This window comes from Nocardia sp. NPDC006630 (assembly GCF_040611495.1).
Taxonomy (GTDB): Bacteria; Actinomycetota; Actinomycetes; order Mycobacteriales; family Mycobacteriaceae; genus Nocardia.
In genome coordinates, this window is record NZ_JBEXOK010000004.1 from 324,782 (window position 1) to 341,293 (window position 16,512).

The window sequence follows — 16,512 nt, forward strand, 5'->3', positions numbered from 1 at the left end:
GCGTCGGGCGGGTAGTGCAGACCAGAAGACCGTAAACCCCCGGGGAGTCCGGACGCTTACTCCGAACTACCCTGGGCGTATGTCGTCACCGCAGGACCCGCCCGCAGCTACTGACGCCTCAGCGAATCGGACGAGTTCTGGGGTGACATTCACGGCGATCGCCGCCATGGGTGGCGCGATCACCGCGGTGGTGGCGGCGATGGTGGTCGGGCTTTCGGCGTCGCAGGCGCTGAGTCTGCTGGGCATTCCGGATCCGGGGCCGCTGACCACCTACGGACTGCCTGCCGTGCGGGCCGTTGCTGATCTTGCTGCGGCCGTGACCGTCGGGTCGCTGCTGTTCGCGGCGTTCTTCGTACCGCCGCAGCCGAACGGACTGCTCGATGTCGGCGGGTATCGCGCGCTGCGACGGGCGGGGAACGCGGCGCTGGTGTGGGCGGCTGCCGCGGCATTGCTGGTACCGCTGACACTGTCGGACACCACCGGGCAACCATTCCAGAACTCGCTGCGCCCGGAAGCGGTGTGGCGCGCCGCCGATCAGGTCGATGTGGCCGGGTCTTGGCGCTTCACAGTGTTTTTCGTGGTGGCGCTCGCGGTCGGCTGCCGGGTGGCACTGCGCTGGGGTTGGACGCCGCCGCTGCTGCTGCTCGCGGTGGTGTCGCTGCTGCCGGTTGCGCTCACCGGGCATTCCTCTGCGGGCGGCGCACACGATATCGCCACCAATAGTTTGATCCTGCACCTGCTTTCGACCTGCTTCTGGGTGGGCGGATTGTTCGCGGTGCTGGCCTACGCGCTGCGCGAGGGCAAATACACCGCGCTGGCCGCCCGCCGATTCTCGAAGGTCGCCACTGTTTCCTATGTGATGATCGCCATCAGCGGTGTGATCAATGCCTGGATCCGGGTGCCGTGGGCGGATCTGTTCAGTACTACCTATGGCCGGCTCGTCGTCGCCAAGGCGACCGCGTTGATCGTGCTCGGCATCATCGGGTTCCTGCAGCGGCAGCGTGCGCTGCCCGCACTCGAGAAGGATCAGAACGATCGCGGCGCGCTGATTCGATTCGCGGGCGTGGAGGTGCTGATCTTCGCGGCCACCATCGGCCTCGCCGTCGGCCTGGGCCGCACGCCGCCGCCGGATCTGCGCAAGATCCCGACGCCCGCCGAGGTGGAGATCGGCTACAACCTGGCCGGACCGCCCAGCATCATGCGTCTCGCGTTCGACTGGCGCTTCGATCTGATGTTCGGGACGCTCGCGATCGTGCTGGCCGTCCTCTATCTCTTGGGCGTGCGGCGGCTGCGCCGGCGCGGTGACGCGTGGCCGGTGGGCCGGACCATTTCCTGGATTTCCGCGTGTGCGGTGCTGTTGATCGCGACGAGTTCCGGCATCGGCCGCTACGCACCGGCCATGTTCAGCGTGCATATGGGCCAGCACATGATGCTCTCGATGCTCGCCCCGATCCTGTTCGCGCTGGGCGGTCCGGTGCTGCTGGCGCTGCGCGCCCTGACCCCGGCCGGTCGTGATGCGCCTCCGGGACCGCGCGAGTGGATTCTGGCAGCCGTGCACAACCCGGTGTCGCGCTTCATGACTCAGCCGGTGGTGGCCGCGGTCTTCTTCGTATCCGGTTTCTATGTGCTGTACCTGGGCGGCGTCTTCGATCAGTTCGTCGGCTCGCACGGCGCGCACATTCTGATGAATGTGCACTTCCTGCTCAGCGGCTACCTCTTCTACTGGGTGGTCATCGGCATCGATCCAAAGCCGCGGCAGGTGGAGCCGCTCACCCGGCTGGGCATGGTGTTCGGATCGCTGCCCTTCCATGCTTTCTTCGGTATCGCCCTGATGAGTATGGAAACCGTGCTGGGCGGCTGGTTCTATCGGGCGCTCGGCCTGGGCTGGAACACCAACCTGCTAGAGGATCAGCACACCGGCGGTAGCCTCGCCTGGGCCAGCGGTGAAATCCCGCTGGTGGTGGTGATGCTGGCACTGCTCATCCAGTGGTCACGCAGCGATAAGAAGCTGGCCACGAGGATCGACCGTGCCGCCGACCGCGACGACGATGCGGAACTCAATTCGTACAACGCCATGTACGCCGAGCTCGCCCGGCGTGATCGAGAGGTACGTAAGTGAGTGACGTCGCCCAGGCGACCGGGAGTATCAAGCGGCTCTATCGATCCGATGTGCGGCGGGCGCGCCGCCTGCTCTACGGGCAGATCCGCAAGACGCCCGTGTTCCATACCGAGATCCTGGGCCCGCGCGGCCCGGTCCCGGTCACCTTGAAGCTCGAATATTTGCAGCACGGCGGCACCTTCAAGGTGCGCGGCTGCCTCAATGCGCTGCTGCAGGCCCGGGCCGGCGGCGGCAGCGTGGTGATCGCCTCCGGCGGCAATGCGGGTATCGCTGCGGCACTGGCCAGTTCGCTGCGCGGCCTGTCGTGCACGGTGGTGGTGCCGGAGTCGGCGCCGCATACGAAGGTCGCGGCCATGTGGTCGCACGGCGCCGAAGTGCTGTGGCACGGAACGACTTACGCCGAAGCGCATCGCTATGCCAGCCAGCTGGCCAAGGAGCGCGGGGCCATGCAGCTGCACGCCTACGATCTGCCCGAGATCGTGGCAGGTGCGGGCGTGGTCGGGCTGGAGATCGAGGAGCAGGTGCGGGGCCGGCCGCCGGTGCTGGTCGCGGTCGGCGGCGGGGGACTGGTTGCCGGGATCGCGGTGGCATTGGGCCTGCGTGGCCGGGTGATCGGGGTGGAACCGCAGGGTGCGCCGACCCTGCACGCCGCGCTGGCGGCGGGGCGTCCGGTGGACGTCGATGTGTCGAGTGTGGCCTCGGATGCGCTGGGCGCCAGCCGGATCGGCGATATCGCCATGGAGGTGGCGCAGCGGTACGCGGTGCGGTCGGTGCTGGTCAGCGATGATGCGATCGTGATGGCGCGCGAGTATCTGTGGCGCGAATTCCGGATTGTCGTCGAGGCGGCCGGAGCTACGGCGCTGGCCGCGATTCAAAGTGGCGCGTACGTGCCCGCGCCGGGGGAGCGGCCGGTGGTGGTGCTCTGCGGCGCGAACACCGACCTGACGACGCTCTGATTCTCCGCCTGTTCACATCGCCCGAAGTTATCCACAATCGCGGAATTGCGCTGGTGCGCAGGTCGTGCGCACGTCACGCTTGAAGAGGAAGAGGGGACCGCGAAAGAGCAAGGGGGATGGCGATGTACGAGGCGAACACCGCGGTGATCGGTCGGGTGGTCACCCATCCGACACGACGCGAACTGGCGAACGGCGAGCAGGTGCTCAGTTTCCGGCTGGCGAGCACCAGTCGCCGATTCGATCAGGCCAGCGGCGATTGGGTCGATGGCGGGACGCTGTATCTGACCGTCAGTTGCTGGCGCAAACTGGTGGAGGGTGTCGAGGCCTCGCTGCAACGCGGCGATCCGATCATCGCCTACGGTCAACTCCGCTCGAACGAGTACACCACCAGGGACGGTGCGGAGCGCAGTGATCTCGAGATGCGCGCCCTCGCCCTCGGCCCCGACCTGGGCCGTTGCAGCGCCCCGGTGCTGCGCAAACACTTCGGCCGCAGCGACCGCCCCGAGGCGCCGCCGCAGCCTGCCACCGATGCCGACCGCGCCGGAGATCCGGCAACCCAACACAGTTAGGCTTGCCCATATGGCTGAGTTCATTTACCAGATGATTAAGGTTCGAAAGGCGCATGGCGACAAGGTCGTGCTCGACAATGTGACCTTGAACTTCCTTCCGGGCGCGAAGATCGGTGTCGTCGGCCCGAACGGTGCCGGTAAGTCGAGCGTCCTGAAGATCATGGCGGGACTGGACCAGCCGAATAATGGTGAAGCCTGGCTGGCGCCCGGTGCGACCGTCGGCATCCTCATGCAGGAGCCGGAACTCAATGAAGAGAAGACCGTTCGCGGCAATGTCGAGGAGGGCCTCGGCGAGATCAAGGTGAAGCTGGATCGCTTCAACGAGATCGCCGAGCTCATGGCGACCGATTACTCCGATGAGCTCATGGAAGAGATGGGCAAGCTGCAGGAGGATCTCGATCACGCCGATGCGTGGGATATCGACTCCCAGCTGGAGCAGGCCATGGACGCGCTGCGCTGCCCGCCGCCGGACGAGCCGGTCACCAACCTCTCCGGTGGTGAGCGCCGCCGCGTCGCGCTGTGCAAGCTGCTGCTGAGCCAGCCCGATCTGCTGCTGCTCGATGAGCCCACCAACCACCTCGACGCCGAATCCGTGCTCTGGCTGGAGCAGTTCCTGGCCAAGTACCCGGGCGCCGTGCTGGCCGTCACTCACGACCGGTACTTCCTCGACAATGTCGCGGAGTGGATCCTCGAGCTCGACCGTGGCCGCACCTTCCCGTACGAGGGCAACTACTCCACCTACCTGGAGAAGAAGGCCGAGCGCCTCGAAGTTCAGGGCAAGAAGGACCAGAAGCTGCAGAAGCGCCTCAAGGAGGAGCTGGCGTGGGTCCGGTCCAGTGCCAAGGCACGTCAGGCCAAGAGCAAGGCGCGTCTGACTCGCTACGACGAGATGGCCGCCGAGGCCGACAAGATGCGCAAGTTGGACTTCGAGGAGATCCAGATCCCAGCCGGCCCGCGTCTGGGCAATGTGGTCGTGGAGGTCGAGCACCTCGACAAGGGCTTCGGCGATCGCCAGCTCATCAAGGATCTGTCGTTCACCTTGCCGCGCAACGGCATTGTCGGCGTGATCGGGCCCAACGGTGTGGGTAAGTCGACGCTGTTCAAGACCATTGTCGGCCTCGAGCAGGCGGACAGCGGCGTTGTGCGCGTCGGCGAGACGGTCAAGCTGAGCTACGTCGACCAGAACCGCTCCGGCATCGACCCGCAGAAGAATGTGTGGGAGGTGGTTTCCGAGGGTCTGGACTTCATCCAGGTCGGCAATCAGGAAATGCCTTCCCGCGCTTATGTTTCCGCCTTCGGCTTCAAGGGCCCGGATCAGCAGAAGAAGGCCGGTGTGCTCTCCGGTGGTGAGCGTAACCGCCTGAACCTGGCGCTGACCCTCAAGCAGGGCGGCAATCTGATCCTGCTCGATGAGCCCACCAACGACCTCGACGTCGAGACTCTCGGCTCACTGGAGAACGCGCTGGAGAACTTCGCCGGCTGCTCGGTGGTCATCTCCCACGATCGCTGGTTCCTGGACCGCACCTGCACGCACATTCTGGCGTGGGAGGGCAATGACGACAACGACGCCGCGTGGTTCTGGTTCGAGGGCAACTTCGAGGCCTACGAGGCGAACAAGATCGAACGGATGGGCCAGGAGGCGGCGCGCCCGCACCGCGTCACCCACCGCAAGCTCACTCGCGGCTAGGTTCTACCGCAGCTGTCCTGCGGGTGTACGTTGCCGCAGGACAGCTTTCGGACCGCCCGCTTCGATTTGTTAGCTGACGGCTCGCTGTTCATCCGGATGAGCACCTGCGCACTCCCGGATGAACGGCAATCGAATAGCGAATTCAGCAGTTTCGCGAATGCATAAATGCGTGAAAACTGTTTTGGTGCAAGGTTTGTCGTACGTCACCTGGTGATTCCGGTCAGTTCTTGCCTACGCCGTACCGCCCGGTTTGCCCGAACCGTGCGACGCGGCGTGGTATTGAGGGGAATTCAGCCCGGCGCAACCAGCGTCCAGCTACTCTCGGACCGGCGTCGCTTGGGTACGGAACCTAATCCGAGGAGTTGGCGAAATGACGGTGTCGTCCGAATTGTCTAGCGCGGCCTGGGCTGCGAGTTTGCCCGCGTCGCTGCGAGGCGATCTGGTATCGCTCGAGGAGGCGTATTTCCGCCACGTCGATGCCGGTGATGCGGACTGCGCGGTACCCGCGACTTCGACCCAGATCTTCCGCTGCCATGTGGATCTCGCGATCAAGCGCACACCCGGTACCGCCAATGTGCGGGTCTACCACCACGATGACGACACCGATCTCGGTGCCGCGGTGCAGATGGTCACCGACGATATGCCGCTGCTGGTGGAATCGGTCACCTCATCGCTGACCCGCATGGGCATCAGCGTCAGTGAGGTGGTGCACCCGGTTTTCGAGGTCACGCGCAATGCGGACGGCCTGCTCGAAGCCGCAGTCCCGCACGAGGTAGACGGCAATGGCGGCACCGGCCTGCGTGAATCCTGGATGCATCTGCAACTGCACCCCTCGACCAGTCGCGAGCTGCTCGAGAAGATCGAGACCGCGCTCCCCGACGTGCTCACCGATGTGCGCCAGGTCATTTCGGACACCGAGGCCATGCGCGCGGCGCAGCAGCGGGTGGCCGATGAACTCGACGTGGCGGTCAAGGGCGAGAAATCTCCTTTCGCCGCAGCTGATCTCACCGATTGCGCGAATCTGCTGCGCTGGCTGGCCGACGGCCACTTCACCGTGCTCGGTTACGCGCGCTACGAGCGCACCACCGTGGACGGGCAGACCAAGTCGACCATCATGCCCGGCACCAGCCTGGGTGTGCTGCGGCCCAATGTCGGCACCGATTTCCGGGTGCCCGACAACAGCGGTGACCAGCCGCTGCTCATGCTCACCCAGGGGCTGGTGCCGGCCACCGTGCACCGCGCGGTCTACCCGTACTTCGTCGGCGTCGCCGAAATCGACGAAGGCGGAACGGTTCTCGGTGAGCACCTGTTCATCGGTGTCTTCACCGTCACCGCACTGCATGAGAATGTGCTCGATATCCCGATGATCGAACGCCGGGTGCGGTCGGTCATCGAGGCCAGCGGCTTCGATCTGGAATCCTTCTCCGGGCAGGAGATGCTCGAGGTCATCCAGTCCTTCCCGCGCACCGAACTGTTCTCCTCCGACAGCGCCACCCTGCGCCGCACCGCCGGTGCGGTGCTGAATGTCGCTATGCGCCGCCAGGTTCGGCTCTTCATGCGCATGGACGGCTACGGCCGCTTCGTCTCCTGCATGGTCTATCTGCCCCGCGATCGCTACACCACCCGGGTGCGGCTGGAGATGCAGGACATTCTGGTCCGCGAACTGGGCGGCGTTTCCATCGACTATTCGGCGCGGGTCTCCGAGAGTGATCTCGCCAGTGTGTATTTCACCGTCCGCCTGCCCGATGAGGGCGGTGCGGCTGATTCGTCCGAATCCAACCGGCTGCGTCTGCAGAATCTGCTCGCCGAGGCCAGCCGCACCTGGGAAGACCATCTGCGCGATGAGGTCGCCACCTCGACCGTGCTGGATCCGGCTGTGGTGCAGCGCTATACCGATGCGCTGCCCGAAAGCTACAAGGAAGACTTCGAATCCGGGCGCGCGCTGGCCGATATCGTCCGGCTGCAGCAGCTGCAACCGGGCAGCATCGACCAATACCTGTACCGCCATGCCGATTCCACGCCCGGCTCCTGGCGGTTCACCCTCTATGTCGGCGGCAGTGGCATCTCGCTGAGCCAGGTGCTGCCGGTGCTGCAGAGCCTCGGTGTCGAGGTGATCGATGAGCGGCCGCATCAGCTCGACTTCGATCACGGCCCCGAACAGTGGATCTACGACTTCGGCCTGCTGGCCCGGCCGGAGCTGATGCGCAGTGCGCTGGACCGGAATATGGACGCCGAGCTGGTGGAGTCCTCCGCTCGCCTGGACGCGCTCGACGATCAGGTGCGCGGTCTGCGCGAGCGGTTCACCGCGGCGTTCGAGGCGCTCTGGTACGGCCGCGCCGAGGCGGACAGCCTCAATGAGCTGGTGCTGCGGGCCGAATTGAACTGGCGCACCGTATCGATTCTGCGCGCCTACGCGAAATACCTGCAGCAGGCCGGTTTCCCGTACAGCCAGGCCAATATCACCCGCGTGCTGCTCGCCTATCCGGACGCGGCACGCATGTTCGTCGATCTGTTCGCCGCACTGTTCGACCCCGATTCCGCCGATGACGAGCACGCCCGCGATCTGGAAGGTGCGGTGCGCCACCGCATCGACGAGGTGGTGAGCCTGGACGCCGACCGCATCCTGCGCGCCATTCTCGGGCTCATCAAGGCCACCCTGCGCACCAACTACTTCGTCACCGATGCCGAGGGGCAGCCGCGGGAGTACCTGTCGTTCAAGGTGGAACCGCGGGAGATCGTCGAATTGCCCAAGCCGCGGCCGCAATTCGAGATCTTCGTCTACTCGCCCCGGGTCGAGGGTGTGCACCTGCGCTTCGGTCCGGTCGCGCGCGGTGGGCTGCGCTGGTCGGATCGCCTGGAAGACTTCCGCACCGAGATCCTGGGCCTGGTGAAGGCCCAGGCGGTGAAGAACGCGGTGATCGTCCCGGTCGGCGCCAAGGGCGGTTTTGTGGTGAAGCAGGCGCCGGCCGCCACCACCGATCCGGTCTCGGATCGGCAGTCACTGCAGGCCGAGGGCATTGCCTGCTATCGCACCTTCATCTCCGGTCTGCTCGATGTCACCGACAATGTGGACCGTGCCACCGGCCGGGTGGTTCCGCCCGCGCGGGTGCGCCGTCTCGACGGTGACGACACCTATCTGGTGGTCGCCGCGGACAAGGGCACCGCGACATTCTCCGATATCGCCAATGATGTTGCCGGACAGTACGGTTTCTGGCTCGGCGATGCTTTCGCCTCCGGCGGTTCGGTGGGGTACGACCACAAGGCCATGGGCATTACCGCCCGCGGCGCGTGGGAGAGCGTGAAGCGGCACTTCGCCGAAATGGATATCGATACCCAGACCCAGGACTTCACCGTTGTCGGCGTCGGCGATATGAGCGGTGACGTCTTCGGCAACGGCATGCTGCTGTCGCGGCACATCCGCCTGGTCGCCGCGTTCGACCATCGCAATATCTTCCTGGATCCGAATCCGGATCCGGAGGTCTCGTTCGTCGAGCGCGAGCGCATGTTCGCGCTGCCGCGCTCCTCGTGGGCGGATTATGATCGCTCGCTCATCAGTGCGGGCGGCGGCGTCTACGACCGGACCGTGAAATCGATTCCGGTCAGCGAGCAGGTCCGCGAGGTGCTCGGGCTGGCAGCCGAGGTGACGGCGCTGTCCCCGCCGGAGTTGATGCGCGCCATTCTGAAGGCTCCGGTGCAGCTGCTCTGGAACGGCGGCATCGGCACCTACATCAAGGCCGCGAGCGAGACCAATGCCGATGTCGGCGACAAGTCCAATGACGCGATCCGCGTGAGCGGAAACGAATTGCGCGTCAAGGTGATCGGCGAGGGCGGCAATCTCGGCGCGACCGCGCTGGGCCGAATCGAGTTCTGCCGCAATGGCGGCAAGATGAACACCGACGCCCTGGACAATTCGGCCGGTGTGGACTGCTCCGACCATGAGGTCAATATCAAGGTCCTGCTCGACGGTGTGGTCTCCAGTGGCGAGCTGCCCGAGGCCGAGCGCAATCCGCTGCTCGCGTCCATGACCGATGAGGTCGCCGCACTGGTACTGCAGGACAATGTCTCCCAGAACTACCTCATGGGCATGTCGCGGGCCGAGGCGCCGCGCATGCTGAATGTGCACAAGCGCGTCATCGAGGAGCTCGAGGTGCGCCGGGGCCTGGATCGCGAGCTCGAGGCGCTGCCCAGCGAGATCGAGATCAAGCATCGTCTGGAGCAGGGCACCGGTCTCACCTCCCCGGAGCTGTCGAATCTGATGGCACACGTGAAGCTTTCGCTCAAGACGGATCTGCTGGCCGGCGATCTGCCCGACAGCCCCTACTTCTCCTCGCGGCTCACGCACTACTTCCCGACACCGCTGCGCGACCGCTTCGGCGCCGCCATCAAGAAGCACCGCCTGCGCCGTGAGATCACCACCACCATGCTGGTGAACGAGGTGGTCGATCTGGGCGGCATCACCTACGCGCATCGCCTCAGTGAGGAGATCGGGGCCACCGCGTCGGATTCGGTGCGCGCCTTCACCGCCGCCACCCAGATCTTCGATCTGCATTCCATCTGGGAGCGTATTCGCGACGCCGAGGTGTCCACCGGCATGAAGGACACCCTCGAACTGGAGACCAAGCGCACGCTGGACCGTGCCTCGCGCTGGCTGCTCAACAACCGCCCGCAGCCCATCGCGGTCGGCGCCGAGATCCACCGCTACGCCCAGGAGGTGCGCGGGCTCGCGCCCAAGGTGCCGGGCTGGCTGCGCGGGCACCACATCGACACGCTCAACGAGCAGTCGCAGGCGCTCATCGGCCAGGGCGCGCCGTCGGAGTTGGCGACCGAGGTGTTCGGGCTGCTGAATCTCTTCCCGCTGCTCGATGTGATCGATATCGCCGATATCACCGATCGCGAGGGTGACGAGGTGGGTGCGCTGTACTACGCGCTCAACGATCACCTGAAGATCGATTGGCTGTTGCAGGCGGTCAGCCACCTGGAACGGGGTGACCGCTGGCATGCGCTGGCCCGCCTCGCGCTGCGCGACGATATGTACGGCTCACTGCGCTCGCTGACCCTCGATGTGCTCTCCGCCGGTGACCCGGAGGAGACGGCCGAGGAAAAAATTGCATACTGGGAGTCGAAAAACCAGTCCCGTCTGGGTCGTGCTCGCGCGGCCCTGTCGGAACTGTTCGAATCCGGAACCCACGACCTGGCCACGCTGTCGGTTGCGGCGCGGCAGGTGCGCAGCATGGTGAGCGGGGTGGGCGCCCAATCGGAGGTACCGCGTTGACGAGTGTCGGTTCGCTGAACGGCCATGGAAAGGCGCCTGCGCTCAGCGCGGGGGACGACCCTGCTCTGCCCGGCTCGAAGCGCTTCCACACCAAGGTCGAGGTGCGCTGGTCGGATATGGATGCCTTCCAGCACATCAATCATGCCCGCATGGTGACCCTGCTGGAGGAAGCCCGTATTCCGTGGCTGTTCACCGATGACCGGCCCACCGTGCGGTTGCGGTCCGGCTGCGTGCTCGCCGATCTGCGGGTGCAGTACAAAGGCCAGCTGCGGCACGAGGATTCACCGCTGGATGTCTCCATGTGGATCGAGCGACTGCGTGCGGTGGACTTCACCGTCGGTTACGAGGTGCGCGCCGGCGGCGCCGATCCCGACTCCCCGGCGGCGGTGATCGCCTCCACCCAGCTCGCCGCCTTCGATATCGATACGCAGCGACTACGCCGCCTCGACCCGGCCGAGCGAGACTATTTATCGCTGTGGCTGGCTGACTGATCCGAGTTCGACGACAGTGACGTCTGGAGAACTCACCCTGCACATTCCGGATCCGGCGGAACGGGAGAACCTCGCCACCTTCCTCTCCCATACGATCCGCCTGGATCCGGCCGCGGTCGTCCGCCTGCGCCGGCGCGGGGACCGTTATGTATCCGCGTGGGCCGGAACCGGTTTCGAAGCCCTGGCGGTGCGCACCGTGGTGGCCGATCTCGGCATGGACGATATGACGGTGGCCGCCGATGCGGTGCTGTCCGGCCTGCACGGGCCGGGCGCGGGTGACCCGTTCACCCCGGGCTACGCCATGGATTCGGCCTGGCGCTCCGCGCTGCCACCGGAGTCCGGCTTTGTCCACGTGGACGATGTCCCCGCCCGCATGCTCGTCGAATTGGCCGAGCGCGGCGCGCAATTGGCGCAGGACCACGGCAGCAGCCACGGTCCGCCCGCCGCCCTGCTGGAGCAGACGGTGCTGACCGTCTCCGGCGCCGGCGAAACCGTCGAGGTGCCCATGCGGGTCGTCTTCGCGCTCGCCGCAATGGATTTCATTCCGCACGGCGGTGAGAAGACCGAATCCCGTCGCATCTCCGCCGACGAGATCGTCCGCGTCCGCACTGCCCGCACCTGGCTGCGCCTCGATGCCCGCTACGGTTCGGTTGCCCGCCGCCGCGGGCCGGCCCTGCCGCTGCTAGCGCGCTGAAGAACACCTGGAAAGTAGCCGATGCCGGATCACCGTCGACACGCTCGCAAACCCGCGCCGCGCCGTCAACCCACCCGATCTCGCCGTGCGAGCGCGCCGCGCAGTACCTCCGAGCGCCGGCTTCGATTGGCAGGCCGCGTGTTTGTGGCACTGCTGGCACTGGTCGTGGTGATCGGAACCGGAGCGGCGTGGCGCGGGTACCACGATGTCGTCGCGGGCGTGACCACCTCGGGCGCCCTGGGTGATGCGCCGAAGTCGGACGGCAAGGACCAGAACATCCTCATCATGGGGCTGGACAGTCGCCTCGACGAGCAGGGAAAGCCACTGCCGCAGGACATGTACGACGCGCTGCACGCCGGCGATGACAGCGTCGGCGGCTACAACTCGAATGTGCTGATCCTGATCCACATTCCGGGTGACGGCTCGAAGGCGACCGGCATCTCCATTCCCCGCGACGACTATGTGCAGCTGGCCACCGCCGCATGCGCCCAGGCGCCTTGCAAGGGCAAGATCAAGCAGGCGTACGGCCTGGCCTACGACCTGGCCAAGACCAAGCTGGAGGCCGCCGGCGTCAAAGACCTGGACCTCGAGCAGCAGGCTCGCGAGGTGGGCCGCAAGGCCGAGATCGATACCGTGCGAGCCTTTCTCGGCGGTGTGACGGTCGACCATTTCGTCGAGGTGACGCTGGTGGCGTTCTTCCAGCTCGCGCAGGTGGTGCAGCCGATCACGGTCTGCCTGAACGAGAACACCTCCGATAATTTCTCCGGGGCCGACTTCAAAAAGGGCAAGCAGGATATCGACGCCTCGCAGGCCATGGCCTTCGTGCGGCAGCGCCGTGATCCGGACCCGGATCTCAATTTCACCGATCTCGATCGCACCCGGCGGCAGCAGGCGTTCATCGTGTCGCTCATGCACAGCCTGCAGAGCTCCGGGGCCATGTCCAATCCGAGCCGACTACGCGATCTGCTGAATGTGGCCAAGCAGAACATCGCGATCGACGACAAGCTGGATCTGGCGTCGTTCGCTCAGCACGCGTCCGCGCTGACCTCGGGCGGAATATCGCTGTTCACGCTGCCGGTCAAGGACTTCGGTACCGACGACGCGGGTGAGGACATCAATATCGTCGATGTCAGCGAGATTCGCGCCATCGCGCACAATCTGCTCAGCGGGTCCGGTTCGGGCACAACCACGAGCACCACGACAACATCGGCCACGCCCACCAATATCGCCGCGGCCGCCGGGGTCACGCTGAACGTGGTGAACAGCACCGGCACAACAGGCCTGGCCGCTCGCGTCGCGGATTCCTTCACCGCCTTGGGATTCACCCGCGGCACGGTGGAGACCGGCGCGAATCTCAGCAACAGCACCATCACCTACGGTCGTGGCGCCGATGCCGCGGCGTCGGGACTCGCCGACAAGCTCGGCATCACCGCGACCAAGTCGGCCTCGGTGGACTCGGGGACGGTGCAGCTGACCATCGGAACCGATCTGACCAGCTCGGGGCCGATCGCCGATCTGGCCAAGTCGACCGATGACAGCACGACCGCCACCACGACCACCGCACCGCCGCCGCCTCCGGTGTCGGCCACCGCGACCGGCAGCAAGGCGCCCGCTCCCACCGATCTGTCCAATATGGACGCGGACGGCATTCCCTGCGTCAAGTAGCGCCCGTTTTCGCGGAGCTGTTGCGGGACCGAGCACTTCGCTCAGTGCACGCCGAGCATGCGCAATCCGGCGGTGACCACGGCGGCGGCGAGAATTACCAGCAATAGTGGCGCGCGCCGCCAGGCCAGCACCGCGGCGACGAGAACCCCTGCGGGGAGCGCGAATCCGATCTTGCCGGTGCCGGAGGGCATGAGCGTGGTGACGGCCAGTGCGGTCAGCAGCACGATGGAGGCGATCTCCAGCAGCTTGATCGTCCGCGGCGAAATCTGCACGCGTTTGCGCAGTGCGGGCCCCGCGAATCGGAATGCGAAGGTGCCCACGGCAAGTGCGCAGACACCGGCGAGGAGTGTGCTCGTCATCTACGCGGCCTCTACGGCATTCGCGGGGACGCTTTCGGCGGCGCCGGCGCGCCGGACGACCAGCAGCACCGCGGTCAGCGCCAGCAGTACCGGCAACCCGGCTCCCAGGAAGGGTGTGGTCACCGCCGCGACGGCAGCACCGGCGAGAGCGGCTGTGCGGGTGAGGGGTTCGCGCAGGGCCGGGAGCACAAGCGTGACCAGCACCGCGGGGAAGACCGCATCCAGCCCGAAGGCGCTGGGATTCGGCACGACCGAGCCGAGCGCCGCACCCACCGCGGCTCCCACCGGCCACGCCGTCAGCACGGCGAGCCCGCACAGCCAATACGCGGCCCGGCGGCGCGGACGGTCGGGCTGGGCCAGCGCCATGGCCACGGATTCATCGTTCATGACATGCGTGCCGAGCAGCCGCCGCCACCCGGTGCCGACCACATCGGGTACGGAAAGCCCGTAGGGGAGGTGCCGTGCATTGACCAGCAGCCCGGCCAGCACCGCGGCGACCAGACTGCCGCCCGCGGTCAGAATGCCGATGAAGACGAACTCCGAGCCGCCCGCGACCACGGCCACACTGAGCAGAATGGGTAGCCAGGTCGGAAATCCGGAGGTGACGGTGGTGGCGCCGTAGGAGACGCCGATCATGGCGACTGCCAGGCAGATCGCCGCAATACCGGTGAGAGCACCCCGATCCAGTGTTCGCCATATCGAACGCATGTTGTCTATATTGAACGCATGTCGCCCGGTTAGTCAAAGGGGTGGCGGTCCCGCCGGGTACTGTGTGAATCCGATATGACCGTGTCCGACAGCTCCCCGTCCGCATCCCCGCAGGAGGCGATAGCCGCCGCCCTGCGCCGTGAACGCGCCCGCTCCGGGCTCTCGCTCACCGAGGTCGCGCGCCGCGCCGGAATCGCGAAATCCACACTGTCGCAACTGGAGTCGGGCGCGGGCAATCCGAGCATCGAAACCCTGTGGGCGCTGTGCACCGCGCTCGACATTCCGTTCTCGCGACTGCTCGATCCGCCGCGCCCGGCGGTGCAGGTGATCCGGGCGGGTGAAGGCGCGCAGCTCGCCTCCTCGCAATCGGAGTACCGGACCACGCTGCTGGCCGCATCCCCGCCCACGGCTCGGCGCGATATCTACCGCATTACCGCCGAACCCGGCCATCCCCGGGACTCGGATCCGCACAGTCGCGGCGTAGTCGAGCACATTGTGCTGGGTGCGGGCCTGGCCAAGGCCGGTCCCGCCGATGCTCCCGTGGAACTGCAGCCCGGCGACTACATCTGCTATCCCGGTGATATGCCCCACGTTTTCGAGGCGCTGGTTCCCGGCACCTGGGCACTGCTCGTCAGCGAATACAGCTGATCTGAACGCTCGGGGCTAGGCCGCGCCCTCGCCGAGATACTGCAGCCAGGTGGGATCCAATTCCGAACTGGCAGTGAGCAATCGCCAGTGCGGGCCCTTGGGCGACACCAGCTGATGGTGCAGGGTCCAGCCCAGTTCGCTGAGCATCTTGTCCGCCTTGCGGTGATTGCACGGCGCACAGGAGGCGACGCAATTTTCCCAGGTGTGCGGGCCACCACGACTGCGCGGAATCACATGGTCGATGGTCTCGGCTTTGCCGCCGCAGTAGGCGCAGCGATATCGATCGCGATGCATGAGCGCGGCGCGGGTCATGGGCACGCGGGCGCGATAGGGGACGTGCACGTAATTGCGTAGTCGAATCACCGAGGGCAGCGCGACCGAGGTGCCGGCGGAGTGCACAACCGGGCCTTCGGGATTGTCGTGCACGGTCTGGGCTTTGTCACAGATCAGGAGCACGACCGCACGGCGCGCGGAGAGTGCGGTGAGGGGTTCGTACGTGGCGTTCAAGAGCAGAACGCGGCTCTTCGACCAGCTCATGCCGGGCGGGGCTTCGGGCGGCTGATGCGTGTGGTCAGCATGGGCGCCCGAGTGATAGTCGGACAAGATGTGCAGCGGAGTAGCCCCCGACCCACGATTGTGGACGTCGGCGGGCTGGAGTTGTCGATGAGTGCGCGCCTCGTGCCGGGCGCTGTGCCGCTGCTTCATGGGCCTACCCCGCGTTCGTGTTCGTCCGATGGTGTGGTATCTCGGCAGACTGCCACCCAGTTGACCATGGAATCGCGCACATTGCACGGTGATTTCGCACATTGTCGGGCACAAACGGATGAACGGGACGTGACGGTATGGAACGGTCCCGAAACCGGCCCGTGCGGCCGCTCCGGCGGGGCGAGGGCAGAATGGACGCCGTGACTTCGGGCGAGCAAACGACAACATCTTTTTACGAGGCCGTGGGCGGGGCTGAGACCTTCCAGCGGCTGGTTGCTGCGTTTTATCGCGAGGTGGCGGCGGACGAGGTGCTGCGGCCGCTCTACCCCGAAGCGGACCTGGGTCCGGCCGAGCGGCGGCTGCGCATGTTCCTCGAGCAGTACTGGGGCGGCCCGCGCACCTACGGCGAGGAGCGCGGCCATCCGCGGCTGCGCATGCGGCACCATCCGTTCACCATCGGCCCGATCGAGCGGGACGCCTGGCTGCGCGCCATGCACATCGCGGTGGCCGAAATCGAGCCCGCCGTCCTCGATGACCAGCACCGCAGGCAGCTGCTCGACTATCTGGAGATGGCCGCCAATTCGCTCATGAACTCGCCCATCTGAATTCGTTTCGCAGAAGCTGTAGGCCCCCAGAGCC

The 16,512-nt window shown here is 66.1% G+C and carries 13 protein-coding genes; 10 read left to right on the forward strand and 3 right to left on the reverse strand.

The annotated features are described in order from the left end of the window. Positions 1 to 166: 166 nt before the first annotated feature. The 8 genes from ABZX86_RS13270 to ABZX86_RS13305 all read left to right on the forward strand — a co-directional run bounded on the left by ABZX86_RS13270 (position 167) and on the right by ABZX86_RS13305 (position 13,453). On the forward strand, positions 167 to 2,119 hold the full coding sequence (locus ABZX86_RS13270) for a cytochrome c oxidase assembly protein (RefSeq protein WP_355123817.1): 1,953 nt from the start codon (positions 167 to 169) through the stop codon (positions 2,117 to 2,119). Next, the gene (locus ABZX86_RS13275) at positions 2,116 to 3,075 is read left to right on the forward strand and encodes a threonine/serine dehydratase (protein WP_355123163.1); all 960 of its coding nucleotides are present in this window, start codon (positions 2,116 to 2,118) and stop codon (positions 3,073 to 3,075) included. Before ABZX86_RS13270 ends, ABZX86_RS13275 begins: the two co-directional genes overlap by 4 nt. Before the next feature lie 116 nt (positions 3,076 to 3,191). Beyond that, positions 3,192 to 3,644, forward strand: coding sequence for a single-stranded DNA-binding protein (locus tag ABZX86_RS13280; protein WP_327144388.1), 453 nt, complete (start codon positions 3,192 to 3,194; stop codon positions 3,642 to 3,644). Positions 3,645 to 3,654: 10 nt separating this feature from the next. After that, positions 3,655 to 5,331, forward strand: coding sequence for an energy-dependent translational throttle protein EttA (gene ettA, locus ABZX86_RS13285; RefSeq protein ID WP_355123165.1), 1,677 nt, complete (start codon positions 3,655 to 3,657; stop codon positions 5,329 to 5,331). A gap of 370 nt (positions 5,332 to 5,701) precedes the next feature. Continuing rightward, complete coding sequence (locus tag ABZX86_RS13290) at positions 5,702 to 10,603, forward strand: NAD-glutamate dehydrogenase (protein ID WP_355123167.1); 4,902 nt, start codon at positions 5,702 to 5,704, stop codon at positions 10,601 to 10,603. A gap of 65 nt (positions 10,604 to 10,668) precedes the next feature. Continuing rightward, positions 10,669 to 11,094: a thioesterase family protein gene (locus ABZX86_RS13295; RefSeq protein ID WP_355123819.1), complete on the forward strand. Its 426-nt coding sequence runs from the start codon at positions 10,669 to 10,671 to the stop codon at positions 11,092 to 11,094. 16 nt (positions 11,095 to 11,110) lie between these two features. Continuing rightward, a complete protein-coding gene (locus tag ABZX86_RS13300) occupies positions 11,111 to 11,788 on the forward strand; it encodes a hypothetical protein (protein ID WP_355123169.1) in 678 nt (225 codons plus the stop codon). A gap of 138 nt (positions 11,789 to 11,926) precedes the next feature. After that, positions 11,927 to 13,453, forward strand: coding sequence for an LCP family protein (locus tag ABZX86_RS13305; protein ID WP_355123171.1), 1,527 nt, complete (start codon positions 11,927 to 11,929; stop codon positions 13,451 to 13,453). 41 nt (positions 13,454 to 13,494) lie between these two features. Here the strand turns inward: ABZX86_RS13305 and ABZX86_RS13310 are convergent, their stop codons facing one another. Both ABZX86_RS13310 and ABZX86_RS13315 read right to left on the reverse strand, forming a co-directional pair. Beyond that, on the reverse strand, positions 13,495 to 13,812 hold the full coding sequence (locus ABZX86_RS13310; RefSeq protein WP_355123173.1) for an AzlD domain-containing protein: 318 nt from the start codon (positions 13,810 to 13,812) through the stop codon (positions 13,495 to 13,497). Next, positions 13,813 to 14,520, reverse strand: a complete 708-nt coding sequence (locus ABZX86_RS13315) for an AzlC family ABC transporter permease (RefSeq protein WP_355123175.1) — start codon at positions 14,518 to 14,520, stop codon at positions 13,813 to 13,815. Between the two features lie 75 nt (positions 14,521 to 14,595). Here ABZX86_RS13315 and ABZX86_RS13320 point away from each other — a divergent pair, with 75 nt between their 5' ends. Next, a complete protein-coding gene (locus ABZX86_RS13320) occupies positions 14,596 to 15,168 on the forward strand; it encodes an XRE family transcriptional regulator (protein WP_355123177.1) in 573 nt (190 codons plus the stop codon). 15 nt (positions 15,169 to 15,183) lie between these two features. Here ABZX86_RS13320 and ABZX86_RS13325 read toward each other — a convergent pair whose 3' ends face one another. Beyond that, on the reverse strand, positions 15,184 to 15,705 hold the full coding sequence (locus ABZX86_RS13325) for an HNH endonuclease (protein WP_355123821.1): 522 nt from the start codon (positions 15,703 to 15,705) through the stop codon (positions 15,184 to 15,186). A 359-nt stretch (positions 15,706 to 16,064) separates the two neighbouring features. Between ABZX86_RS13325 and ABZX86_RS13330 the strand changes: the two genes are divergently transcribed. Then, the gene (locus ABZX86_RS13330) at positions 16,065 to 16,478 is read left to right on the forward strand and encodes a globin (RefSeq protein WP_327144398.1); all 414 of its coding nucleotides are present in this window, start codon (positions 16,065 to 16,067) and stop codon (positions 16,476 to 16,478) included. Positions 16,479 to 16,512 lie beyond the last annotated feature (34 nt).

Coding starts and splice junctions, on each gene's coding strand:
- ABZX86_RS13270 (WP_355123817.1), top strand. CDS start 167: ATGGGTGGCGCGATCACCGCGGTGGTGGCGGCGATGGTGGTCGGGCTT.
- ABZX86_RS13280 (WP_327144388.1), top strand. CDS start 3,192: ATGGCGATGTACGAGGCGAACACCGCGGTGATCGGTCGGGTGGTCACC.
- ABZX86_RS13290 (WP_355123167.1), top strand. CDS start 5,702: ATGACGGTGTCGTCCGAATTGTCTAGCGCGGCCTGGGCTGCGAGTTTG.
- ABZX86_RS13315 (WP_355123175.1), bottom strand. CDS start 14,520: ATGCGTTCGATATGGCGAACACTGGATCGGGGTGCTCTCACCGGTATT.
- ABZX86_RS13310 (WP_355123173.1), bottom strand. CDS start 13,812: ATGACGAGCACACTCCTCGCCGGTGTCTGCGCACTTGCCGTGGGCACC.
- ettA (WP_355123165.1), top strand. CDS start 3,655: ATGGCTGAGTTCATTTACCAGATGATTAAGGTTCGAAAGGCGCATGGC.
- ABZX86_RS13320 (WP_355123177.1), top strand. CDS start 14,596: ATGACCGTGTCCGACAGCTCCCCGTCCGCATCCCCGCAGGAGGCGATA.
- ABZX86_RS13325 (WP_355123821.1), bottom strand. CDS start 15,705: ATGAGCTGGTCGAAGAGCCGCGTTCTGCTCTTGAACGCCACGTACGAA.
- ABZX86_RS13330 (WP_327144398.1), top strand. CDS start 16,065: ATGGACGCCGTGACTTCGGGCGAGCAAACGACAACATCTTTTTACGAG.